The sequence below is a fragment of the Azospirillum brasilense genome (assembly GCF_003349955.1).
Classification (GTDB): Bacteria; Pseudomonadota; Alphaproteobacteria; order Azospirillales; family Azospirillaceae; genus Azospirillum; species Azospirillum brasilense_B.
The window spans coordinates 20,812-43,945 of record NZ_QLKQ01000020.1; the positions used below are offsets into that span (position 1 = coordinate 20,812).

Consider the following 23,134-nt stretch of genomic DNA (forward strand, 5'->3'; position numbering starts at 1 on the left):
CAGGCGTGAGGACGGACCGTGCGGGCGTGTGGACACGCCCCGGTTATGGTTAACGGTACATAAACCAATTCACGGCTAATTTCGAAGCATCGCCGCTCCGATCCCGAGAGATTGCCGCCGTGAAGCTGCGCCTCGTCACCGCCGCCGCCCTTTGCGCCTTCCTCGCGATTCCGGGGGGCATGACCACCGGACGGAGCGCGCAGGCCGCAGGCGACTCCACCCCCTACGGCCACAGCACGGAGGCGGAGGAGGTCGACCGCTTCGTCCGGGCGCTGCGCACCATCCGGGGCCAGTATGTCGAACCGCTGACCGACCACGAGCTGGTCGACATCGCCATCAAGGCCATGGCCGGGCGGGACCGCTACTCCGCCTATCTGGACGACGGTGAATACCGGCAGTTGCAGGCGTCGAACGACGGCGCCTTCGCCGGGCTGGGCATCCGCTACGAGGCCCACGGCACCCGTGTCCGCATCGCCGAGACCGTTCCCGAATCCCCCGCCGAGGCCGCCGGGCTGCGCTCCGGCGACGTCATCCTGGCGGTGGACCAGCAGCCGGTGGGCGGGGCGGAGCTGGCGACCGTCAAGCAGATGCTGAGCGGGCCGGAAGGGGCGGCGGTGTCGCTGACCGTTCTGCGCGCCGGGACGCCCGACCCCTTCGAGGTCAGCGTCGTCCGCGGCAAGCTGCGCATCCCCTCGGTCCGGCTGGCCGCCGTCGGGACGGTGGGGTACATCCGCATCGCCCGCTTCGACCGCCAGACCGCCACCGGGGTCAGCACCGCCATCCGCTCGCTACGCGACCGCATCGGACCGGACATCGGCGGCTTCATCATCGACCTGCGCGACAATCCCGGCGGGCTGGTGCAGGCGAGCGTCCGCGTCGCCGACGCCTTCCTCGACAAGGGAACGATCCTGACCGCCCGCGGCCCCGGGCGCGGGGCGGACAAGACCTACATCGCCACGCCGGGCGACGAGACGGACGGTTTGCCGCTGGTGGTGCTGGTCAACGCGAAGTCGGCCTCGGCCGCGGAGATCCTGACCGGGGCGCTGAAGGACCACCGGCGCGCCACGGTGATCGGCACGACGACCTTCGGCAAGGGGATCATCCAGAGCGTCATCCCCTTCGACAGCGGGGCGCTGAAGCTGACCACGGCGCGTTACTACACGCCGTCGGGCCAGTCGATCCACCAGATCGGCATCCAGCCCGACGAGACCATCGCGGAACCGGCCGCGGCGGAGGGGCAATCCGCCCCGCCGTCCAACGGCATCCCCAACGCGGCCAACGATCAGACCTTTGCCCGCGCACTGTCCATTCTCCGTCCCCAATCAGCGGGGCTCCGCTGACGGATCAGAAGATCACTTCGCCGGCCAGCAGGGCGAGGACCAGGAAGACCAGGAAGATGATCAGCGCGATCCCGAAGAGGATCTTCGCGACTCCCGCGGTGGCCGACGACACGTTGGTGAAGCCGAGCGCGCCGGCGACCAGAGACACCACGAAAAAGATCAACGCCCATTTCAGCATGGACCGCTCCTGCGCGTTCTGAAACTCAGCCGGCGTGACCGGCAGGGTAAGAACCTCGCCGACCGCCGCGGGTTCCAGAACAGGCCGGTCCGCCCCTCCCTATTCGTCAGGTGCCGGAATTCCGCAGGATGGCCGTGCCGTTGCGGGTTACCACCCGGTCCCGGAACGGTTTGGCAGGGATTGGCGCGTCATGCCCTGGTCCATGCCGGACTCGTTGGGCGACCGCGTACGGCTTTGCGGCTCGCTCACACCGGAGCCGCTGTAGGGGCCGGGGCTGGAACTGGTCGCGTTCGGGTTGACGTTGGGCTCGTCCACGCCCTGGCTGCCGGACGTGCCGCCGCCCGTCAGGCCGCTGCCGGGGCCGCCGCTGTTCATCCCACTGCTGCCCGTTCCGCCGCCATCCATGCCCGAACAGGCAGCCAGAAGCATCGCGGCCGACGCCGCGATCATCAGATTGCGCATGACGCACTCCCTACGCTGATGTCTTGAAGGTACAGCCCTTCTCAACGGGCGTCCGTCCGGGAGGGTTCCGATTTTTGGAGGTCCGGGCGGCAACGGGCGTTTCAGCGGCCGGCGGCCTGGCGGCGCAAGGCCTTCAATTCGTCGAACCGGGCGGTGACGTCGCGCATGACCGCCGCCATGCCCAGCATGGTTCCGTCGGCGTCCTTCAGCGGCACGATGGTGAACTCGACCGAGATGCGGGTTCCGTCCTTGCGCGTCGCCGGCACGGACAGCAGGTCGCCGCTGCCGTAGCGGCTCTCCCCCGTCTTCATCACCTGATCGTAGCCGTCCCAATGGCGTTGGCGCTGGCGGTCCGGAATGATGATGTCCAGCGACTGGCCGAGCGCCTCGTCGGCGGTGAAGCCGAACACGCGCTCCGCCCCCGCGTTCCAGAAGCGGATGATGCCCGCGCGGTCGGCATAGGCGATGGCCTCGGCCGGGCTGTTCAGCAGCGCCAGCCCCAGCCGTTGCAGGTCGTTCTCGGTCATGGGTTCCCCTCTCGTCCCTGTGTTGCGGTCAAACGTCCAGAACCAGGCGTGCGCTGCGGGCGCGCGACACGCAGATCATCATCGTCTTGCCGGCGGCGCGTTCGGCGTCGGACAGGACGCTGTCGCGATGGTCGGGCTCCCCCTCCAGCACCGCCGTCTCGCAAGTGCCGCAGATGCCCTGCTCGCACGAGGAGTCGACGGAAACGCCCGCGGCGTCGAGCGCGTTCAGCACGCTCACCCCCTCGGTCACCGCGACGGTCACGCCGGAGCGGGCGCAGACCACCTCGAAGCGATCGTCGGGCGTCGCGTCGCGCCCCGCATCCGCGCGTGGCGTGAACCATTCGAATCGCACGTCCTGCGACGGCCGCGCGGCGCTCGCCACCCCGTCCATCAAGCGCTGAGGGCCGCAGCAGTAGACGAGGGTGTCGTCGGACGTCGCCGCCATCAGGTCGGCCACCGCCAGCCGCCGGCCTTCGTCCGCGGCGTGAACCACCACCGCGCCGTTCCCCAGCGCGCGAAGCTCGGCCAGGAACGGCGCCTCGACCGCGCTGCGCACGCAGTAATGCAGGACCCAGTCGGCTCCCCGGCGCGACGCCGCGCGGATCATCGGCAGCAACGGCGTGATGCCGATGCCCCCGGCGATGAACAGGGTGCGCGGGGCGGCGTCGAAGCGGAAGTTGTTGCGGGGCGGAGCGACGGTGACGGTGGTGCCGAGCCGCAAGTCCCCATGGATGAAGCGCGATCCCCGCCCGCCGGGATGATTCAGGACGGCGATCCGGTAGGCGGAGCGGTCCGCCGGGTCGCCGCACAAGGAGTAGGAGCGCACCGCCCCGTCCGGCAGATGCACGTCGATGTGCGCGCCCGGCTCGTAGGGCGGCAGGTCCTCGCCGTCCAGGTCGCGAAGCTCCACCAGCAACACTTGCGGTGTGACGCGCTCCGTATGATGGACACGCAAGGACCGTGGCGCACTCTCCCTTAGACCGGTTGTCGTCATTCTCTCGTCCGCCCGGGTGGTTATCCGTTCCTGCATCCCGGCCTGCGTCCGGACGGCCGAGCTGTGCGGCGCGTCGCTGGCATGCCAGATACATTGTGATCACTCTAAAACCTCAACTTAACTTTAGGTCAAGGGTTAAGAACGTCCGTCACAGGGCAATCGCATGTTATCTCCATAGCCCTCTCCCCTCCGGGGAGAGGGTGGCTCGGAGGGCCTCTCGCGCTGGCTGAAGGCCAGCGCTGACGGCGGCAGGCGGATGCCACGGGCATCCGCTGAGAGCCGGTGAGGGGGATGCGCTTTTGCCGGACGTTCCGTTGCGCGCAACCCCCTCACCCTAACCCTCTCCCCGGAGGGGAGAAGGAATTTCAAGTGCGATCACCCTGTCCCTGTCTCGGGGAACCGTCCCGGCTCCGCTCGGTTGCCGATGGATTGAGCGACTTCATCACGACCGTTTGCGACGGAGACTCCCGCATGGCGAGCACGGCTTCCGACATCCTGGTGGATGTTCTGGTGGATTGGGGTGTGGACACGATCTTCGGCATGCCCGGCGACGGCATCAACGGCATCGTCGAGGCGTTGCGCCGCCGCCAGGACGAGATCCGCTTCATCCAGGTTCGTCACGAGGAGGCGGCGGCCTTCGCCGCCTGCGGCTACGCCAAGTTCACCGGGCGGCTGGGCGTGTGCATCGCCACCTCCGGCCCCGGCGGGCTGCATCTGCTGAACGGCCTCTACGACGCCAAGCTCGACCACCAGCCGGTGCTGGCGATCACCGGGCTGCAATACCACGACCTCGTCGGCACCTACACCCAGCAGGACGTGGAGCTGGACAAGGTGTTCCAGGACGTCGCGCTCTACAACCAGCGCATCATGGGGGCGGCGCATGTCCGCAACATCGCCAATCTGGCCTGCCGCACCGCGCTCGCCCACCGCGGCGTGTCGCACATCACCATCCCCGTGGATTTGCAGGAGCAGGGCATCGGCGCCGACATGCGGGCGCCGCGCAACGTGAAGGGCCACAACACCGCCCTGTTCGCCCCCCAGCTTCCCGTTCCGTCGGAGGCGCAGACCCGCCGCGCCGTGGAGATTCTCGACGCCGGCAAGCGCGTCGTCATCCTGGCCGGCCAGGGCGCGCTGAAGGCGACCGACCAGCTCGAACGGCTGGCCGACAAGCTGGGGGCGGTGATCGTCAAGGCGCTGCTGGGCAAGGCCGCGGTGCCGGACGACAGCCCCTTCACGACGGGGCAGGTCGGTCTGCTCGGCACCGCCCCCTCGCAGGAGGCGCTGGAGACCTGCGACACGCTGCTGATCGCCGGTTCGACCTTCCCCTACATCGAGTATTACCCGAAGCCGGGGCAGGCCCGCGCCATCCAGATCGACATCGACGCGGCGCGCATCGGCCTGCGCTATCCGGTGGAGGCCGGGCTGGTCGGCGATTGCGGGCTGGCGTTGGACATCCTGACCGAGCGGGTGCGGCGGCACGAGGACCGCTCCTTCCTGAAGACGGCGCAGGCGGGCAAGGCGGAGTGGATGACGCTGATGGAGGAGCGCGGCACCCGCCCCGACCTGCCGATGAAGCCGCAGGTCGTCGCGTGGGAGCTGGGCAAGCGCCTGTCCGACACGGCCATCGTCGCTTGCGACAGCGGCACCATCGCCACCTGGTGGGCGCGGCAGATTCCGGCGCGGCGCGGCCAGATGCACTCCCTATCCGGCAACCTCGCCACCATGGCGCCGGGGCTTCCCTACGCCATCGCCGCGCAGCTCGCCCATCCCGGACGGCAGGTGGTGGCCTATGTCGGGGACGGCGGCTTTTCCATGCTGATGGCCGACTTCGCCACGGCGGTGAAGTACAAGCTGCCGATCAAGGTCATCATCAACAACAACAACTCGCTCGGCCAGATCAAGTGGGAGCAGATCGCCATGCTCGGCAATCCCGAGTATGTCTGCGACCTCCAGCCCATCGACTTCGCCAAGGTGGCCGAGGCGTGCGGCGGCCGGGGCTTCACCATCACCGACCCGAAGGATTGCGGCGCCACGCTGGACGCCGCCCTCGCCCACCCCGGACCGGTGGTGGTCGACTGCCTCGTCGACACCAACGAGCCGCCGATGCCGCCGAAGGTCCAGGCCAAGCAGGCGCTGCACTTCACCGAGGCGCTGGCCCGCGGCACCCCCGACGCCCTGAAGATCGCCGCCACCGTCTTCAAGGGCCGCGCCCGCGAGGTGATCTGAGGCGCGGCCCGGTGGGGGTGAGGCGCCCGCTCAGGCGGCGCGCCCCACGCCCTGCTGCGAGCCCTGCTGGGGCGCCGCGTCGGTCATCGCGTAGTTGCGCCCGAAGCGGTTGGCGATGAAGTCGGCGTAGCGCACCTCCTCCTGCTTCACGAAGCCCCGCTGCGGCAGCGTGCCGTCGGCCAGCAGGTCGAGCACGGCGCACATGCCCGACGCGGTGGTGATCTGGATGCCGTTGTAGAAGGTGCCGCCGATCTCCCGCCCGTAGATCTTGTTGGCGTAGGTCTCCTGGAGCAGCCGCCCCCGCTTCGTCCCGGTCACCGTCACGAAGATCAGCACCACGTCCTGCAGCGTCGCCGGGATCGAGTGTTCCAGGATGTCCTTCAGCAGTTCCCGCCGGCTGCCCAGCCGCAGGTCGTGCAGCAGCGCCTTCATCAGGTCGCGGTGCCCCGGATAGCGGACGGAGCGGTAGTTGAGCGTCCGCACCTTCCCCGCCAGCGTCTCGCACAGCGTGCCCAGGCCGCCCGAGGTGTTGAACGCCTCGTACAGCACGCCGTCGAGGGAGAACTCCTCGCGCTCCTCCAGCGGCGGCACGGAGACGAGGCGGCCTTCGACGATGGCCTCGCAAGGCTCCAGATACTCGTTGATGACGCCCTCGGTGCTCCAGGTCAGGTTGTAGTTCAGGGCGTTGGAGGGGTATTTGGGCAGGGCGCCGACGCGCATCCGCACCGTGTCCAGCGCGTCGAAGCGCGAGGCCACGTCGTTGGCGACGATGGAGATGAAGCCCGGCGCCAGCCCGCATTGCGGGATGAAGGCCGAATGCGCGCCATCCGCCAGCTCCTTGACGCGCCGCGTGCTCGCCACGTCCTCGGTCAGGTCGAGGTAATGGGTGCCGGCGTCCCGCGCCGCCTCCGCCACGCCGACCGTCAGGTGATAAGGCAGCGCGCTCAGCACCGCGAACTTGCCGCGCATCGCCTCGGCGAGGCCGGTGGGGTCGGCGGCGTCCACCACGCGCGTCTCCATGCGCGGGTGGGCGGGCAGCCGCTCCAGCGCGTCGGCCGACCGGTCGGCGACGGTCACCCGGTAATCGCCCGTGGCCTTCAGGAAGTCGCCGATGGTCTCGCCGATCTTGCCGCCGCCCATCAGAAGAATGTCGCGCATCGTCCCGTACTCCCTGCTTTCTGGTTTGCGTCGTTATGACGCAATCTTGACCGGACGGCCTGTCGATGTGCAGGGTGCAGGGTGCCGAAACGCTAAACAATGGTCAGCACAATGACAGAGAGACCGGCGATATGATGGATGAGCTGGATCAGCATCTTCTCGACGCGCTTCAGGACAACGCGCGGGAGCCCACCGCCGCGCTGGCCCGCCGCCTGCGCGTGTCGCGCAGCACGGTGCAGAGCCGCATCCAGCGGCTGGAGGAGCGCGGGGTGATCGCCGGCTACACGGTGCGGCTGTCGGACGAGACGGCGCGCCGGATGATCCGCGCCCACGTCTCCCTCAACCTGTCGCCCAAGCTGACCGCCGCCGTGGTTCAGGCGTTGAAGCGGATTCCGGAGGTGCGGGCGCTCCACGCCATCAGCGGCGCCCACGACCTGATCGCCGTGGTGCGGACCGGAAGCATGGAGGAGATGGACGCGCTGATCGACCGCATCGGCGCCATCGACGGCATCGAGCGGACGACCTCGTCGATCATCATGGCGACGAAGTTCGAGCGGTGAAAAAAGGGCTGTTTGCATTCGTGGTTGGAGAGCAAAAGGACGCGAACACACCGCAAGGCGCGTTCGTCCGGTTCCGAGCCCCGTCGAGGTCGGACCCCTTAGGCTTGTGCTTCCCCGTGCCTCTCCTGCATCGTGGGCTACGGTTGGAGACTGGAGATGAGAGCACGATGGCTGTTCAGTTCGAGCGGGTAACGCCGATTTTGCCGGTCCGGGACGTGCGCGCCGCGCTCGCCCATTACCGGCGTCTTGGCTTCGAGGCGTCCGCCTACGATGATACGGTCGAGGAACCGATTTACGGCTTTCTTGCCTGGGGCGACGTGACCCTTCACGTGGCGCGGGTTCCCGACCTGGAACCGGCACGCTCAACGGCGGCCTGCTATCTCTACGTCAACGACGCTGACGCGTTGTATGCGGCGTGGCAGGCCGCCAAAGTCGATGGTCGTCTGACCGCACCTGCCGACACGCCCTATGGCCTGCGCGAGTTTGCCCACATCGATCCGGACGGCAATCTGCTGCGGATCGGCGCGCCCACAACTCCGAACCCCAGGTAAGGTCGCAGCCGGGGCGCTGCGTCGCTGAGGGTCAGACCAACCGCGACATGCGGATGGCCGAAAAAAGAAAGCCCCTCTCCCTGGACGGGAAGAGGGGCTTTTTCCAACGTGACGACGCTTACACCATGCCCGAGCGTGTGAAGGGCAGGTGGTGCAGGCGCTTGCCGGTGGCGGCGAAGACCGCGTTGGCGACCGCCGGGGCGGCGGTCGGCACGCCGGGCTCGCCGACGCCGGTCGGACGGGCGGCGGAGGGGAGGATGTGCACCTCGACCGGCGGCATCTCCGAATTGCGGAGCGGCTGGTAGGTGTCGAAGTTGCTCTGGTCCACCAGCCCGCCGGTCAGCGTGATCTCGTCGCGCAGTGCGTGACCGATGGCCCAGCCGGTGCCGCCGGAGATCTGCGCCTCGACGATGTTGGGGTTCACCACCTGCCCGCAATCCACCGCGCAGACCACGCGGTCGATGGTGATACGACCCTTGTCGTCCACCGAGACTTCGGCGACGTGGGCGACGAAGCTGCTGAAGCTCTCATGCACGGCGATGCCGCGGCCCTTGCCCTTGGGCAGCGGCTGGCCCCCCCAGCCGGCCTTCTCGGCTGCCAGCTTCAGCACGCCCAGCAGGCGCGGGTGGTCCTTCAGCATCTCCAGCCGGAAGGCCACCGGGTCCTTGCCCGCCGCCGCCGCCAGCTCGTCGATCATCACCTCCTTGGCGTAAGCGGTGTGGGTGTGGCCGACCGAGCGCCACCACAGGGTGGTGACCGGGGACGCCGGCGACTGCAGATCGACGTACAGGTTCGGCACGGCGTAGGCCATGTCCGAGGAGCCTTCGACCGAGGTCGCGTCCACGCCGTTCTTGACCATCACGGCTTCGAACGGGGTGCCGGACATGAAGCTCTGCCCGACGATCTTCTGCCGCCACGCCACCAGTGTGCCGGAAGCGTCGAGGCCGGCCTTCACCTTGTGCAGGAACAGCGGGCGGTAGCGGCCGCCGTGGATGTCGTCCTCGCGCGTCCACACCAGATGGACCGGCGCCTTGCCGCCATAGGCCTTGGCGATGGACACCGCCTCGGCGATGTAGTCGGCGTCGGTCGTGGCGCGGCGGCCGAAGCTGCCGCCCGCCCAGACGGTGTTGATGACCACCTGCTCCGGCTTGCAGCCGAGCATGGCGGCGACGACCTTCTGCTCGACCCCCTGGAACTGCGAGCCGGCCCAGATGGTGCAGCCGCCGTCGGGCGTCAGCTCGACGGTCGCGTTCAGCGGCTCCATCGGGGCGTGGGCGAGGTAGGGGAAGACGAACTCCGCCTCCACCACCTTGGCGGCGCCGGCTAGCGCCTTCTCCGCCTCGCCGGTGTTGGTGGCCACGTTGCCCGGCTGGTCGGCCAGCTTGCGGTAGTCGGCGATCATCTCGTCGGTGCCGCGCATCTCCGCCTTGGCGTCGTCCCACTCCACCGTCAGCGCCTCGCGGCCCTTCATGGCGGCCCAGGTGTTCTTGGCGACGACGGCGACGCCCCTCGGCACGGTCAGCACCTCCAGCACGCCCGGCACCCGCTTCGCTGCGGCGGCGTCCACCGATTTCACCGTGCCGCCGAAGCGGGGGGAGCGGGCCATCACCGCGGTCACCTGGCCGGGGCGGCGGATGTCCATGGCGAAGATCGCCGTGCCGTCGGTCTTGGACACATGGTCCAGTCGGTGCAGCGACGGGTTGCCGATCAGCGTGTAGTCCTTGGCGTCCTTCAGCGCGACGTTCTGCGGGACGGGCAGCTTCGCCGCGTCCTCCGCCAACTCGCCGAAGCGGGCGCTGCGGTTCGAGGCGGCGTGGCGGACGACGCCCTTCTCCACCGTGACGGACGAGGCCGGGACCGACCAGCGCGCCGCGGCGGTGGCGACCAGCATGGCACGGGCGGCGGCGCCGGCCATGCGCAGCTCGTCCCAGCTGTTGGCGACGGCGGTGGAGCCGCCGGTGCCCTGGATACCGAAGAAGTGGTTGGCGTAGAGCGCGCCATCCGCCGGAGCGAAGGCGCCGCGCATCTGCGCCCAGTCGGCGTCAAGCTCCTCCGCGACGATGGTGGTCAGGCCGGTCATGATGCCCTGGCCCTTGTCCAGATGCTTGACCAGCACGGTGACCGTGTCGTCGGCGGCGATGCGGATGAAGGCTTGCGGGCGCGGGTCCGCCGGGCCGACGACCTTGGGGGCGGCGGCCTCGCTGGCGAACCCCGTCCGGGGCAGCATGGCGCCGAGAACCAGCGCGCCGCCGGCCCCCTTGAGGAAGCCGCGGCGCGACGGTGCTGCGACATCCGCCGCCGCCTGCTTGATGAGCTGATTCAGCATGGCTCAGGCCCCCATCGCCTTGGCGGCGTCCTTGATGGCCGCGCGGATGCGCGGGTAGGTGGCGCAGCGGCAGACGTTGCCGTCCATGGCCGCGTCGATGTCGTCGTCGGTGGGGTTGCGGTTGTCGGTCAGCAGCGCCACGGCGCTCATGATCTGGCCGGACTGGCAGTAGCCGCACTGCACCACGTCCAGCTTCTGCCAGGCGGCCTGGACGGCCTCGGCGGCTTTGCCGGACACGCCCTCGATCGTGGTGATCTTGGTGCCGGCGGCGGATTCCGCCGGGGTCTGGCAGGCGCGGACCGGCGTGCCGTCCATATGGACGGTGCAGGCGCCGCACTGGGCGATGCCGCAGCCGAACTTGGTGCCGGTCAGGTTCAGTTCGTCCCGCAGGACCCACAGAAGCGGCATGTCGCCGGGCACGTCGACGTCCCGGTCCTGCCCGTTGATGTTCAAACGAATCATCGGATGATCCCTGTCTCTCGACTCTGCCTGTCGGGTATTATGGTGCGGGCCTTCGGCGGGCATTCCTTTGCGTGAATCCCGGCTGCGGAAAGACCTTGTGCAGTATGGTCGCGTCCGGCGGGTGCGGCGAACAGCCCAGCGTGGGAGTCGGGCTTCTACGGAAGCGCCGGCCCTATCCGTTCGTTCGGCCCGCAAACGTGACCACGATCATCCTAACCGCTTCGCTGCGAGCCGAATAGCCGGTACAATCCGCTTGGGCTTATGAACGTGGTGCATGAATGAACCGGAACGACCTCGGCGATCTGGCGGCCTTCGCCGTCGTGGCGGAGGAGGGGAGCTTCACGCGGGCGGCGGCCCGGCTGGGCATGTCCCAATCCGCGCTCAGCCACGCCATGAAGGCGTTGGAGGATCGGCTGGGCCTGCGGCTGCTCGCCCGCACGACCCGCAGCGTGTCCACGACGGAAGCCGGGCAGCGGCTGCTCCGCACGCTGCGGCCGGCGCTGGACGACATCGCCGCCGGGCTGGCCGCGGTTGGGGAACTGCGCGCGAAGCCCGCCGGCACGCTGCGCATCACCACCGGCAAGCACGCCGCCGTCCGGGTGCTGTGGCCCGTGCTGTCGCGCTTCCTCGCCGACTACCCGGAGGTGCAGGTGGAACTGTCCATCGACAGCAGCCTGACCGACATCGTCGCCAGCCGCTTCGACGCCGGGGTCCGGCTGGGTGAGCAGCTCGAGAAGGACATGATCGCGGTGCGCATCGGCCCCGACATCCGGGCGGCCATCGTCGGGGCGCCCTCCTACTTCGCGCGGCGTCCGGTGCCCTGCGCCCCGCAGGATCTGGCCGGGCACGACTGCATCAACTACCGCTTCACCACCTCCGGCGCCGTCTATGTCTGGGAGTTCGAGGAGGACGGCCATCCGGTGAACGTCCGGGTGTCGGGATCGCTGGTGTCCAACGACATGGACGTCATCATGGCCGCCGTCCTGGACGGGCGGGGGTTGGCCTACATCTTCGAGGACGAGGTGGCGGAGCACGTCGCCGCCGGGCGGCTGGTCCGCGTGCTGGACGACTGGTGCACCCCGTTTCCCGGCTATTACCTCTACTACCCGAGCCGCCGGCAGATCCCCCCGGCGCTGACCGCCCTGGTCGACGCGCTGCGCTACCGACTGTAGCGTCCGTGCAACTTACGCATGCTTATTCCGCGCTCCGGACGGATCCGAAAAAGAATTATTAACGTACCAAAAGATTAAGGTAATCGGATCAAGCGGCGTCGAGCCGCCGGAACGGGATGAACGCCGGATGATGCGTGTGTATGCCTGCATAACCCAGCAGCACGATCTGTGGCTCGTGCTGCTGGCGGGGGCGGTCTGTGGATTCGGTGCCTGGGTGTCCCTGAACCTTGCCCGCCGCGCCGCGGCGGCGGTGGGACGGGCGCGCTGGGGGTGGCTGGCCGGTGCTGCGACGGCGACCGGCGGCGGCGTGTGGGCAACCCACTTCATCGCCATGCTGGCCTTCCAGACAAGCCTGCCCACGGGCTACGACGTCGGGCTGACGGTCCTGTCGAGCCTGCTCGCCATCGGCGGCGCCGCGCTGGGCATCCGCCACGCCATCGGCGGCGGGCGGCTGGCCGCCCCGCTGGGCGGCGCCATCGCCGGGGCGGCGGCGACCGCCATGCATTTCACCGGCATGGCGGCGCTCCAGGTGCCGGCCAACCTGCATTACGACCCGGCCTATGTCGCGGTGGCGCTGGGGCTGGGCGTCCTGCTCGCCGGGGCGGGCTTCACCGCCGCCCTGCGCATCGGATCGCTGAAGGGGCTGGCGGCGGGGGCGGCCCTGCTGGCGCTGGGCATCTGCGGGCTGCATTTCACCGGGATGGCCGGCGTCACGCTGATCCCCGACCCGCTGCACGACATGTCCGACCAGATCATGGAACCGGGCCTGCTGGCGGTCGCCATCGCGGTCACGGCCACGGTGGTGATGGCTCTGGGCCTCGCCGGGGCCATCATGGACCAGCGGCTCGCCGCCAGGACGGCGCACGAGGCGGCCCGGCTGCGCGCCAGCGAGGAGCGGTTCCGCCAGCTCGCCGACGCCACGACGGAAGGCATCGTGATCCACCGCGACGGCGTGGTCCTCGACGTCAACCGCGCCATGGCGGAGCTGCTGGGCAAGCCGCAGGTCGATTTCATCGGTCAGTCCATGCTGCGCTTCGTGGTGCAGAACCGCCGCTCCGACATCGAGCGCAAGCTGACCCATCCGACCTCCGAGCGGGTGGAGCTGGACCTGCTGCACGCCGACGGCACGCTGGTGATGGTCGAGGCGCACGGGCAGGACATCACGCACGAGGGCCGGCCGGCCCGCGTCGTCGCCGTCCGCGACATCCGCGAGCGCAAGCGGGCGGAGGAGCGCATCCGCCACATGGCGCACCACGACCTGCTGACCGGCCTGCCCAACCGCTCCCTGTTCCTCGACCGGCTGAACGGCGCGCTGACCAGCGCCGGGCGGGCGCGCACCGGGGTGGCGGTGCTCTATCTGGACCTCGACCGCTTCAAGGCGGTGAACGACCTGCTGGGCCACCCGGCGGGGGACCGGCTGCTGCAGGAGATGGCGCGCCGGATGCTGGAGGCGGTGCCCAGCCACGACACGGTGGCGCGGCTGAGCGGCGACGAGTTCGCCGTGCTGCACCGCATCGCCCAGCCGGGCGAGGCCCTGGCCCTGGCCGACCGGCTGGTCAAGACGCTGGGCCTGCCCGCTGAGCTGGACGGCCAGCGCATGGTGGTCGGGGCAAGCGTCGGCATCGCCCTGTTCCCGCAGGACGGCACCGGGGCGGAAGCGCTGCTCCAGCACGCCGACACCGCCCTTTACCGTGCCAAATCGGAGGGGCGGAACACCTTCCGCTTCTTCGAGGCGGAAATGGACGAGCGTCTGCAGGCCCGCCGCGGCCTGGAGCGCGACCTCCGGCAGGCGCTGGCCGACGGCGCGCTCAGCGTCCATTACCAGCCGCTGGAGGATTGCCGGACCCACCGCGTCCTGGGGTTCGAGGCGCTGGTGCGCTGGAAGCACCCGGAGCGCGGCATGATCCCGCCGTCGGAGTTCGTGCCGCTGGCCGAGGAGAGCGGGCTGGTCATGCAGCTTGGCGAGTTCGTTCTGCGCACCGCCTGCCGGGACGCCCGGAGCTGGCCCGATCCGGTCAAGGTGGCGGTGAACCTGTCGCCGGTCCAGTTCCGCCATTCCGACCTGCCGGCCACCATCCTCGGCATCCTGGAGGAGGAGGGGATGGCGCCGCACCGGCTGGAGATCGAGGTGACCGAGGGGGTGATGATCGACGACACCGAGCGCGCCCTGGCCGCGCTGACCGCGCTGAAGACCGCCGGGGTGCGCATCGCGCTCGACGATTTCGGCACCGGCTATTCCAGTCTCAGCTATCTCCAGAAATTCACCTTCGACAAGTTGAAGATCGACCGTTCCTTCGTCCAGCTGATGGCGGAGAACCGCGAATCCCTGTCGATCATCCGCACCATCCTGGCGCTCGCCAAGAGCCTGGACATCGCCGTCACCGCGGAGGGGGTGGAGACGGAGGAGCAGCGGACGCTGCTGAAGAACGAGTCCTGCAACCAACTCCAGGGCTATCTGATCGGGCGTCCGGTCCCGGCCTCCGAACTGGCGCGCTTCTACGAGCCGGCGTGAGGCCGGTCCCGCGGCCGGGGCGGGTGTGACGGAACCGTTGGACAAACGGACGAAGGCCGCCGCACAGTGTCCCCCGTCATGACCGGATTGCGTGCCTTCGCCGGGCGTCTCCTCGCCGCTCTTCTCCTGCTCCCGTTCCTGCCGCCGGACAGCGCGGCGGGGCGGGAGGCCCGCAGCGCCGTCACGGTGCTGACCTCCTTCCCATCGGGCTTCTACGAGCCGGTGCGCGAGGCCTTCGAGGCGGCGCATCCCGACTGGCGCCTGCGCATCGTCAACACCAAGACCACCGCCGCGATCAGCCAGCTTCAGGAGCGGTCGGACGATGGCGTGGACGTCTTCTGGGCATCCGCCCCCGACGCCTTCGAGGTTCTGAAGGCGGCCAGGCGCCTGCAACCGCTCGCCCCGCGTCTGACAGGGGCGCCGCCGACGGTCGGGAACCAGCCGATCAACGATCCGGACGGCGCCTATCTCGGCTTCGCGCTGTCGGGCTACGGGCTGCTGTGGAACCAGCGCTATCTGGACCGCCACGGCCTGCCGGCTCCGAAGCGGTGGGAGGACCTGCGCCGCCCCGTCTACGCCCGGCATCTCGGCATCACCGCGCCGTCGCGGTCGGGCACCATGCATCTGATGGTCGAGACCGTTCTGCAGATGCAGGGGTGGGAACGCGGCTGGGCGACGTGGCTGGAGATCGCCGGCAACCTCGCCACCGTGACGGCGCGCAGCTACGGCGTGGTCGACGGCGTCGCCAAGGGGCGCTTCGGCGTCGGGCTGAGCATCGACTTCCTCGGGCAGTCCGCCGGGTCGGGGGAGGAGGACCTGCGCTTCGCCTATCCCGCCGACAGCCTGTTTCTTCCCGCCAGCGTGGCGCTGCTGCGCGGCGCGCCGAACCCCGAGGGGGCGGGGGCCTTCATCGACTTCCTGCTGTCGCCGACCGGTCAGGCGCTGCTGGTGCGCCCGGACATCCAGCGCCTGCCGGTGCGGCCCGACGCCTACGCGGCGGCCCCCGCCGGCTATCCCGATCCCTACCGGACGGAGACCGGCGACGACCGGTTCCTGTTCGACCGCGCCCTGTCCGGCGCCCGCTACGAGCTGGTGAACCTGCTGTTCGACGAGCTGGTGACCTTCCGGGTCAAGACGCTGAACCGGGTCTGGCAGCTGATCCACGAGGGGGAGGCGCGTCTCTCCACCCTCTACGGCGCCGCCGCCCACGAGCCGGTCGCGGCCGATCTGCTGCGCGCTGCGCGGGCGGCCGCCACCGCCGTCCCGGTCTCCGCGGCGGAGGCCGCCGACCCCGCCTTCTCCATGGCGCTGCGCCGTCCGGCGCGCGGGCTTCCCGTGTCCAGCCGGCAGGCGGAGCTGGAAGCCGCGTGGCGGAGCTTCTCCCAAGAACGGCTGGATGAGGCGCTGGCCCTGGCGGAGCGCGCGCTGATCATCCTGCGCGTGGCCAGCGGCGAAGGGGTCTGGCCATGAGCGCGGAGGCTGTCGCCGGGCGCGATCCTGGTCCCGTGCGGTTCGGCATCCGGGCGCGGCTGCTGCTGGCCTTCGTCGCGGTGGCGGCGCTGTCGGTGGTCGCCTGCGGGCTGGGCTGGCTGTCCTACGACCGGCTGGGCGGCACGCTGGACGAGTTCGCCGAGAGCCATCTGCCCGCCCTGGGCCTCGCCGCGCGCCTGGCGGAGGAGGGCGGCAGCATCATCGCCACCGCGCCGATCCTCGCCAACGCCCAGACGGAGCCGGAGCTGGGGGCGATCCGTGACGCGCTGGGCCGCCGGCTCGCCGCGCTGCGCGCGCTGGCGGCGGAGGGGGAGCGCGGCGTCCCCGGGCTGCGCCCGCTGGTGGACGCCCTCGGCCACAACCTGACCGACCTCGACGCCACCGTGCGGCACCGGCTGGCCCTGGCCCGCCGCAACCAGGAGGGCATCGAGCGGCTGCGCTGGCTGCACGCCGACTTCCTCGACGAGATCGAGCCGCTGGTCACCGACGCCCGCTTCAACATCCAGAGCGCGCTTGACCTCGTCGAGGCCGGCACCCGCTCCGCCGAGGCGGTCCGCACCCTGCGCGCGGAAAGCCGGCGCAGCGAGGCGGTGCTGCAGATCGGCGCGAACGGCAACCTCGCGGTCGGGCTGATCGCCCGGGCCGCGACGCTGGCCACCACCGAGGCGCTGGACGACAACGCGGGCTTCCTGGAGGAGACGGCCGACCGGCTGCAGCGCGACCTGGCGACCCTGGACGACTGGGCGGACGGCGTGTCGCTGGCGCAGCTGGTCGCCCGCCTGCTGGAGCTGGCCCGCGGCGACGGCAGCGTCCCGGAGCTGCGCCGCGCGGAGCTGGCCGCGGCCGACCGGGGGCAGGGCCTGCTGGCCGAGAACCGGACGCTGGTGGCCCGGCTGAACGGCCTGATCGCCCAGCAGGTGCAGTCGGTGGAAACCACCTCGCGCGCCGCCGCGGCGCGGTCGGCCCAGGCCATCGCCGAGGGGCGGTCGGCCCTGCTGGCGAGCGCGCTGGTCAGCCTGCTGGTGGCGGTGCTCGTGGCCTGGCTGTACGTCAACCGCAGCATCATCTCCCGCCTGACGCGGCTGGGCAGCGCGGCGCACGAGATCGCCGCCGGCAACCTCCAGGCCGACATCCCGTTGGGCGGCAACGACGAGCTGTCGCAGATGGCCGCGGCGCTTCTGGTCTTCCGCGACACCGCCATCGCGGTGGAGGAGGCCAACGCCCAGGCCATCATCGACAACGCCCAGGCCGGGCTGGCGACCACCGACGCCGACGGGGTGATCGAATTCGTCAACCCGCTGGCCGCCGCCCTGATCGCCGCGCCGGAGGGCTCGGTGGAGGGCGGGGCGGACGGGCGTCTGGCCGACCGGCTGGAGCCCGCCGGCGCGCGACGCGTGGAGGATTTCTTCTGTGCGGCCCGCGCGGCGCCGGACGATGCGGCGCCGTCGCTGTCCATCCTGACCGCCGGGCGGCGGCCGAACGGCCGCCCGGTGCCGGTCCAGGTCGGTATCCGCCCCTTCCGGCGGCGCCAGCAGCAGCGCTTCATCGTCACCCTGACCGACATGACGGAACGGGTGGAGGCGCAGCAGCTCCTGGAGCGCACGGTGGCGGAGCGCACCGCCGACCTGCGCACCACCAACGCGCGGCTGGAGCGGTCCATCGCCGAGCACCAGCGCGCCGAGCGCGAGTTGCGCGACACCCAGGCGGAGCTGGTGCAGGCCGGCAAGCTGGCGGCGCTGGGCCAGCTCGCCGCCGGGGTGGGGCACGAGCTGAACCAGCCGCTGTCGGCCATCCGCTCCTACGCCCACAACGGGCGCAAGCTGATCGCGCTCGGCCGGGTCGCGGAGGCGGAGGGCAACCTCGGCAAGATCGCCGACCTGACCGCCCGCATGGCCAACATCACCAACCATCTGAAGCGCTTCGCCCGCCGTCCCGACACCCGGCTGGGGGCGGTGGAACTGGCGCCGGTGGTGCAGGGCGCGCTCTCCCTGTTCGGCGACCGGCTGCGCGAGGAGGCGGTGGAGCTGGTGGTGGAACTGCCGGAGGACGGCGTGCCGCTGTGCGTCCGCGCCGAGGAGGTGCGGCTGGAGCAGGTGCTGGTCAACCTGCTGAGCAACGCGCTGGACGCCGTGGCCGGCGCGCCCCGGCGCCGGGTCGCCATCGCCGCGGAGGCGGCGGGCGACACCATTCGCATCACGGTGCGCGACAGCGGCCCCGGCATCCCCGACGCGGTGGCCGGGCAGGTCTTCGACCCCTTCTTCACGACCAAGCCGGTGGGCGCCGGGCTGGGCCTCGGCCTCTCGATCTCCTACAACATCGTGCGGGACTTCGGCGGTGCCCTGTCGGTGGCCGAGAGCGGCCCCGGCGGAACCGCCTTCCTGCTGACCCTGACCCGTGCCTGAGCGACACCGCATGACCGTTCTCCTGATCGACGACGACCACGAGGTGCTGGACGCCAGCCGCCAGACGCTGGAGCTGGAAGGCTTCGCGGTGGAGGCGACGACCCGGCCCGAGGACGCCCTGGACCGGCTCGGCCCGTCCTGGCCGGGCGTGGTGGTGACCGACGTGCGCATGCCCGGGATGGACGGCTTCGCCCTGCTGGAGCGGGTGCGCGCCGCCGACCCGGAGGTGCCGGTGGTGCTGGTGACCGGGCACGGCGACATCGCCATGGCGATGCGCGCGGTGCGCGGCGGCGCCTACGACTTCATCGAGAAGCCGGCCGAGCCCGGCCATCTGGTGGAGGTGGTGCGCCGCGCGCTGGAGCACCGGCGGCTGGTGCTGGAGAATCGCAGCCTGCGGGCGCAGCTCGCCGGTGGCGGCTCGCTGGAGGCGCGCATCATCGGCCGCTCCACCGCCATCGAGCGGCTGCGCGCCGCCGTGGCCGGGCTGGCCGACGCGGAGGTGGACGTCCTGCTGTTCGGCGAGACCGGAACCGGCAAGGAGCTGATCGCCCGCAGCCTGCACGACGCCGGGCGGCGGCGCGCCGGCAACTTCGTCGCCCTGAACTGCGGCGCGCTGCCCGACACCATCATCGAGAGCGAGCTGTTCGGCCACGAGCCCGGCGCCTTCACCGGCGCGCAGGGCCGGCGCATCGGCAAGCTGGAGCACGCCGACGCTGGCACGCTGTTCCTCGACGAGATCGAGAGCATGCCGATGCATCTCCAGGTCAAGCTGCTGCGCGTGCTTCAGGAGCGGGTGATCGAGCGGGTCGGCGGCAACCGGCCGATCCCGCTCGACCTGCGCGTGGTCGCCGCGACCAAGGTCGATCTGCTGCGGCTGGCCGGGGAGGGCAAGTTCCGCGAGGATCTCTACTACCGCCTGAACGTGGTCACCGTCCCGCTCCCGCCCCTGCGCGAGCGGCGCGAGGACGTGCCGCTGCTGCTGCGCCATTTCCTCGACGCGGCGGCGGCCCGCTCCCGCCGCCCGGCGCCGCCGGTGGACGCGGCGGCGCTGGCCCGTCTGGCCGCCCATGGTTGGCCGGGCAATGTGCGCGAGCTGCGCAACGTCGCCGAGCGCATGGCCCTGGGCCTGGGCGACGGTCTGGCGGGCGGACCGGTGAGCGGGGCAGGGGGCGGCGGGATCGAACCCCTGGCCGAGCAGATGGACCGCATCGAAAAGCGGCTGGTCGAGGACGCGCTGGCCCGCTGCGGCGGGCGGGTCGGCGAGACGGCGGACAAGCTGGGCATCACCCGCAAGACCCTGTACCTGAAGATGCGCCACCACGGCCTTCAGCGCGGCGACTTCACCGAGGAATGAGAGCGGAGAGCGTCAGTTGGGCTTTGTCCCGCCGTCCGGCGCGTTCCCGCCCTGCCGCTGCCTCGTGAACTCCTCGTGGGACTGGTCGGCCATTCCGCGCAGCGAGCGCCCGATCGCCGCGTATTCGTACTCGTTCAGATTGGCCAGCGAGACGCGGGCGGCCGGTTGCAGGGTGCCGAAGCCCTTGCCGGGCAGCAGGACGATGCCGGTCTCCGCGGCGATGCGGAACAGCAGATCGTTCGGAACGAAGTTCGCCTTCACCCAGGCCGCGTAGTCCGGGCCGTAGAGCTTCAGCGCGATGTCCTCCAGGTCGAGGAGCGTGTAGTAGTCCACCGCGTTCGGGTCGGACAGCGTCGGCAGGCCCAGCTCGCGGTACAGGGCGGCCTCGCGCCGGCGGATGACCTTCTTCAGCTCGGCCTTGTAGCCGTCCTGCTCGTCCATCAGGGCGAACAGGGAGAACAGCACCATCTGCACCTGCTGCGGCGTGGACAGCCCGGCGGTGTGGTTCAGCGCCACGGTGCGGCTGTCGGCGACCAGCCGGTCGATGAACCGCAGGCCGCGCACGTCCGGGACCAGCGAGCCGTAGCGGCGGTCCAGCGCTGCCTTGCGCTCCTCCGGCAGGCCGGCGATCCGCTGATCGCAGACATTCTGCTTATGGGTGGCGATGACGCCCAGCCGCCACCCCGTCGCCCCGAAATACTTCGAGAAGGAATAGACCAGCATGGTGTTCCCGGGGCAGACGGCGAACAGCGACCGGAAATCGTCGGCGAAGGTGCCGTAGACATCGTCCGTCAGGATGATCAGGTCCTTCCGCTCGGTCTTCACGATGGCGGCGATGCGGTCGAGGCTGCGGTCGTCCATCTTGACCGAGGGCGGGTTGCTGGGGTTGACGCAGAAGAACACCTTGACCGCCGGGTCCTTCAGCTTGTCCAGCTCGGCGTCCGGATACTGCCAATGGCTGGCCGGGTCGGCGTTGATGGCGACCTCCGTCAACCCGTACTCGTCGAGTTCCGGGATCTCGATGTAGGGGGTGAAGACCGGCAGGCCGATGGCGACCTTGTCGCCCCGCTCGACCAGCCCGTTCTGCTTCATCGTGTTGAAGATGTAGGTCATCGCCGCGGTGCCGCCCTCGACCGCGAACAGATCGACGCTGCCGGGCGGCAGGAAGCCGCCGACCATCTCCTTCACCAGATAGTGCCGGACCACGTCCTCGCTGATCGCCAGCATGCGCGGCGGCACCGGGTAGTTCGCCCCCAGCACCCCCTCCACCATCTCGTGCAGGAAGCCGGAGCCCGACAGGCCGAGCTGGTCGCGCACGTAGCTCAGCGCGCGGCCGAGAAACACCACCCCCTCCTGGTCGCGGTGTTCCGAGACGTAGCGTTCGAACCGGCCCTCGATGCCCTCGATCCGCGGCAGGCCGCCGACGCCGTTCGGCATGAAGGAGAAGGACAGCTCGGCCTCGGCCACGGCGAACAGGCCCAGCCGGAAGAAGGCCCGGCGCGGCAGGGTCGCCAGGAAGTTCGGGTTGCCGCGCCCCGCGTTCAGCATCAGCCGGTTCTCGCGGCCGGAGGCGAGCTTGATCAATTCGTCCTTCAGCTCGAAGGGACTGAGCTTGGCGTATCGGCTGTAATCGATCGAGTCCATCAGGGGAACTCCTCGTCTGGATTACACGAAGGGTCTGGATTACACGAAGGCCACCACCAGCGGCCCCAGCAGGGTGAGGAAGACGTTCGCCAGCGCGTAGGTGATGGCGAAGGGAACGGTCGGGATCGAGTTGCCCGCCTTGTCGAGCACTTCGCCGAAGGCGGGGTTGGCGCTCCGCGACCCGGCGAGAGCGCCGGCGAAGATGGCCGTGTTGTCGTAGCGCAGCAGATAGCGGCCGACGAACAGGGTGATGATCATCGGCACCAGCGTCACGACCACGCCGACCAGGAAGATGCTCAGCCCGCTCTCGATCACGGTGCTGACCGCCTGCCGGCCCGATTGCAGGCCGACCACGGCGACGAAGCCGGCCAGCCCCAGGTCGCGCAGCAGCGTGGAGGCCGGTGTCGGCATGTTGCCGATGGCGAGGTTGCGGGTGCGGTACCAGCCGAACAGAAGACCGGCCAGCAGGGCGCCGCCGCCGCTGCCCAGCGTCAGCGGAATGTCGCCGATGCGGATGACGGCCAGACCGACGAGCAGGCCCAGCGCCAAGCCCAGCCCGTGGTAGATGAAGTCGGTCTTGTCGCTGGCGATGACCTCCGTCCCCACCGACGCGGCGACGCGCTGCACGTCCTCGGCGGTGCCGTAGAGCGTGACGACGTCGCCCGCCTCGATCACCGTATCGGGGGCGATCGGCAATGGCCGGTCGCTCCGCTTGAGGCCGGTCACATAGACGCCGTGGTACAGGTTGGCCGAGGACAGCTTGCGGATCTCGGCGACGGTGCGGTGCACGAAGGCGGGGTTGGTGATGGCGACGTCGCGCACCAGCATGATGAGGTCCATGCCCTGCGAGGACTGAAGCTCCGGGCCGAGCGTGTCGGCGAGGCCGACCACTCCGGACCGCCGTCCGACCAGCAGCACGACGTCCCCGGCCTCCAGCCGCAGGTCCGGCTGCAATCCGATCAGCGCGTTGTTGCGCTTCACCCGCTCGACGCTGACCGGACCGTCGGCGGAGTCCGCCTCGATCTGCGCCACCGTCCGCCCGGCCGCCCGCTCGATCCGGTACAGACGCCCGACCAGGGGCGGCATGGCGTATTCCTCGCCGCGCGCCAGAAAATGGGCCCCGGCCAGCATCGCGCTTTCCGCCTTGATGGCGTCGTCGCGGATGCCGCGCTTCATGATCCAGGGCAGAAGGTTGACGCAGACCAGGATGGCGCCGAACGATCCGAAGATGTAGGTGACGGCGTAGCCGACCGCGACGTTGCCCTGGAGGCGCTGCACCTCCTCCGCCGGCAGCCCGAGCTTGCCGATGGCCGAGCTGGCCGTGCCGATGATCGCCGACTGGGTCAGCCCGCCGGACGCGATGCCCGCCGCAAGACCTTTGTCGAGGCCGAGCAGGCGCGCCATGATCACGACGGTGGCCAGACCGCTGACCGCCAGGACCACCGCCAGGATGATTTCGCGGATCGACTGCCGGCCGAGCGATTGAAAGAACTTTGGCCCGCTTTCAAAGCCGACCGCGTAAATGAACAGAGCGAAGAGAACGGCTTTGACGCCGTTGTCGACCGACACGCCGATCTGGCTGATCACCACGGCGACCAGCAATGATCCGGCGACGCCGCCAAGCTGAAATTTGCCGAATTGAAATTTACCGATCCAGTAGCCGCCGGCCAGGGAGAGAAATAACGCGATTTCCGGGGATTGGTTGACGATCGAATGGAGCCATGACATGGCGATTCCTTCAAAAGTTCATTTTGCGCGCGCATCGTTGATCGGAA

At 70.0% G+C, this 23,134-nt stretch carries 18 protein-coding genes; 9 read left to right on the forward strand and 9 right to left on the reverse strand.

Going from position 1 to position 23,134, the window contains the following annotated elements:
* Positions 1-119 precede the first annotated feature (119 nt).
* On the forward strand, positions 120-1,340 hold the full coding sequence (locus DXK32_RS11305) for a S41 family peptidase (protein WP_114858596.1): 1,221 nt from the start codon (positions 120-122) through the stop codon (positions 1,338-1,340).
* A gap of 4 nt (positions 1,341-1,344) precedes the next feature.
* Here the strand turns inward: DXK32_RS11305 and DXK32_RS11310 are convergent, their stop codons facing one another.
* The 4 genes from DXK32_RS11310 to DXK32_RS11325 form a co-directional block, all read right to left on the reverse strand.
* The gene (locus DXK32_RS11310; protein ID WP_014199667.1) at positions 1,345-1,518 is read right to left on the reverse strand and encodes a DUF1328 domain-containing protein; all 174 of its coding nucleotides are present in this window, start codon (positions 1,516-1,518) and stop codon (positions 1,345-1,347) included.
* Positions 1,519-1,665: 147 nt separating this feature from the next.
* Positions 1,666-1,980 carry a hypothetical protein gene (locus DXK32_RS11315; RefSeq protein ID WP_114858597.1) on the reverse strand — a complete coding sequence of 105 codons (315 nt, stop codon included), beginning with the start codon at positions 1,978-1,980 and terminating at the stop codon, positions 1,666-1,668.
* Between the two features lie 101 nt (positions 1,981-2,081).
* The gene (locus tag DXK32_RS11320) at positions 2,082-2,507 is read right to left on the reverse strand and encodes a PAS domain-containing protein (protein ID WP_114858598.1); all 426 of its coding nucleotides are present in this window, start codon (positions 2,505-2,507) and stop codon (positions 2,082-2,084) included.
* A 28-nt stretch (positions 2,508-2,535) separates the two neighbouring features.
* A complete protein-coding gene (locus DXK32_RS11325) occupies positions 2,536-3,462 on the reverse strand; it encodes a PDR/VanB family oxidoreductase (RefSeq protein ID WP_114858599.1) in 927 nt (308 codons plus the stop codon).
* Between the two features lie 510 nt (positions 3,463-3,972).
* Here DXK32_RS11325 and DXK32_RS11330 point away from each other — a divergent pair.
* A complete protein-coding gene (locus DXK32_RS11330) occupies positions 3,973-5,727 on the forward strand; it encodes a thiamine pyrophosphate-dependent enzyme (protein WP_114858600.1) in 1,755 nt (584 codons plus the stop codon).
* A 30-nt stretch (positions 5,728-5,757) separates the two neighbouring features.
* On the opposite strand, the gene DXK32_RS11335 is transcribed toward DXK32_RS11330, so the two are convergent.
* Complete coding sequence (locus DXK32_RS11335) at positions 5,758-6,885, reverse strand: saccharopine dehydrogenase family protein (RefSeq protein WP_114858601.1); 1,128 nt, start codon at positions 6,883-6,885, stop codon at positions 5,758-5,760.
* Between the two features lie 131 nt (positions 6,886-7,016).
* Here DXK32_RS11335 and DXK32_RS11340 point away from each other — a divergent pair, with 131 nt between their 5' ends.
* Entirely contained in the window at positions 7,017-7,445 is a 429-nt protein-coding gene (locus DXK32_RS11340) for an Lrp/AsnC family transcriptional regulator (protein WP_114858602.1), read from the forward strand.
* A gap of 167 nt (positions 7,446-7,612) precedes the next feature.
* Positions 7,613-7,996: a bleomycin resistance protein gene (locus DXK32_RS11345; protein WP_114858603.1), complete on the forward strand. Its 384-nt coding sequence runs from the start codon at positions 7,613-7,615 to the stop codon at positions 7,994-7,996.
* Positions 7,997-8,114: 118 nt separating this feature from the next.
* Here DXK32_RS11345 and DXK32_RS11350 read toward each other — a convergent pair whose 3' ends face one another.
* Together DXK32_RS11350 and DXK32_RS11355 are read right to left on the reverse strand one after the other, a co-directional pair.
* Positions 8,115-10,322 carry a xanthine dehydrogenase family protein molybdopterin-binding subunit gene (locus DXK32_RS11350; protein WP_114858604.1) on the reverse strand — a complete coding sequence of 736 codons (2,208 nt, stop codon included), beginning with the start codon at positions 10,320-10,322 and terminating at the stop codon, positions 8,115-8,117.
* A 3-nt stretch (positions 10,323-10,325) separates the two neighbouring features.
* Entirely contained in the window at positions 10,326-10,784 is a 459-nt protein-coding gene (locus DXK32_RS11355; RefSeq protein WP_114858605.1) for a (2Fe-2S)-binding protein, read from the reverse strand.
* Between the two features lie 278 nt (positions 10,785-11,062).
* Between DXK32_RS11355 and DXK32_RS11360 the strand changes: the two genes are divergently transcribed.
* The 5 genes from DXK32_RS11360 (at position 11,063) to DXK32_RS11380 (ending at position 19,715) form a co-directional block, all read left to right on the forward strand.
* Entirely contained in the window at positions 11,063-11,956 is an 894-nt protein-coding gene (locus DXK32_RS11360) for a LysR family transcriptional regulator (protein ID WP_114858606.1), read from the forward strand.
* Between the two features lie 127 nt (positions 11,957-12,083).
* Positions 12,084-14,468, forward strand: coding sequence for a bifunctional diguanylate cyclase/phosphodiesterase (locus DXK32_RS11365; RefSeq protein ID WP_114858607.1), 2,385 nt, complete (start codon positions 12,084-12,086; stop codon positions 14,466-14,468).
* 78 nt (positions 14,469-14,546) lie between these two features.
* A complete protein-coding gene (locus tag DXK32_RS11370) occupies positions 14,547-15,938 on the forward strand; it encodes an ABC transporter substrate-binding protein (protein WP_114858608.1) in 1,392 nt (463 codons plus the stop codon).
* Complete coding sequence (locus DXK32_RS11375; RefSeq protein ID WP_114858609.1) at positions 15,935-18,361, forward strand: ATP-binding protein; 2,427 nt, start codon at positions 15,935-15,937, stop codon at positions 18,359-18,361. The genes DXK32_RS11370 and DXK32_RS11375 overlap by 4 nt, the downstream gene beginning before the upstream one ends.
* A 10-nt stretch (positions 18,362-18,371) precedes the next feature.
* Positions 18,372-19,715 carry a sigma-54-dependent transcriptional regulator gene (locus DXK32_RS11380; RefSeq protein ID WP_114858610.1) on the forward strand — a complete coding sequence of 448 codons (1,344 nt, stop codon included), beginning with the start codon at positions 18,372-18,374 and terminating at the stop codon, positions 19,713-19,715.
* Between the two features lie 12 nt (positions 19,716-19,727).
* Here DXK32_RS11380 and DXK32_RS11385 read toward each other — a convergent pair whose 3' ends face one another.
* Positions 19,728-21,359: a bifunctional aspartate transaminase/aspartate 4-decarboxylase gene (locus tag DXK32_RS11385; RefSeq protein WP_114858611.1), complete on the reverse strand. Its 1,632-nt coding sequence runs from the start codon at positions 21,357-21,359 to the stop codon at positions 19,728-19,730.
* Positions 21,360-21,398: 39 nt separating this feature from the next.
* The gene (aspT, locus tag DXK32_RS11390; RefSeq protein WP_114858612.1) at positions 21,399-23,087 is read right to left on the reverse strand and encodes an aspartate-alanine antiporter; all 1,689 of its coding nucleotides are present in this window, start codon (positions 23,085-23,087) and stop codon (positions 21,399-21,401) included.
* Between the last annotated feature and the right edge of the window lie 47 nt (positions 23,088-23,134).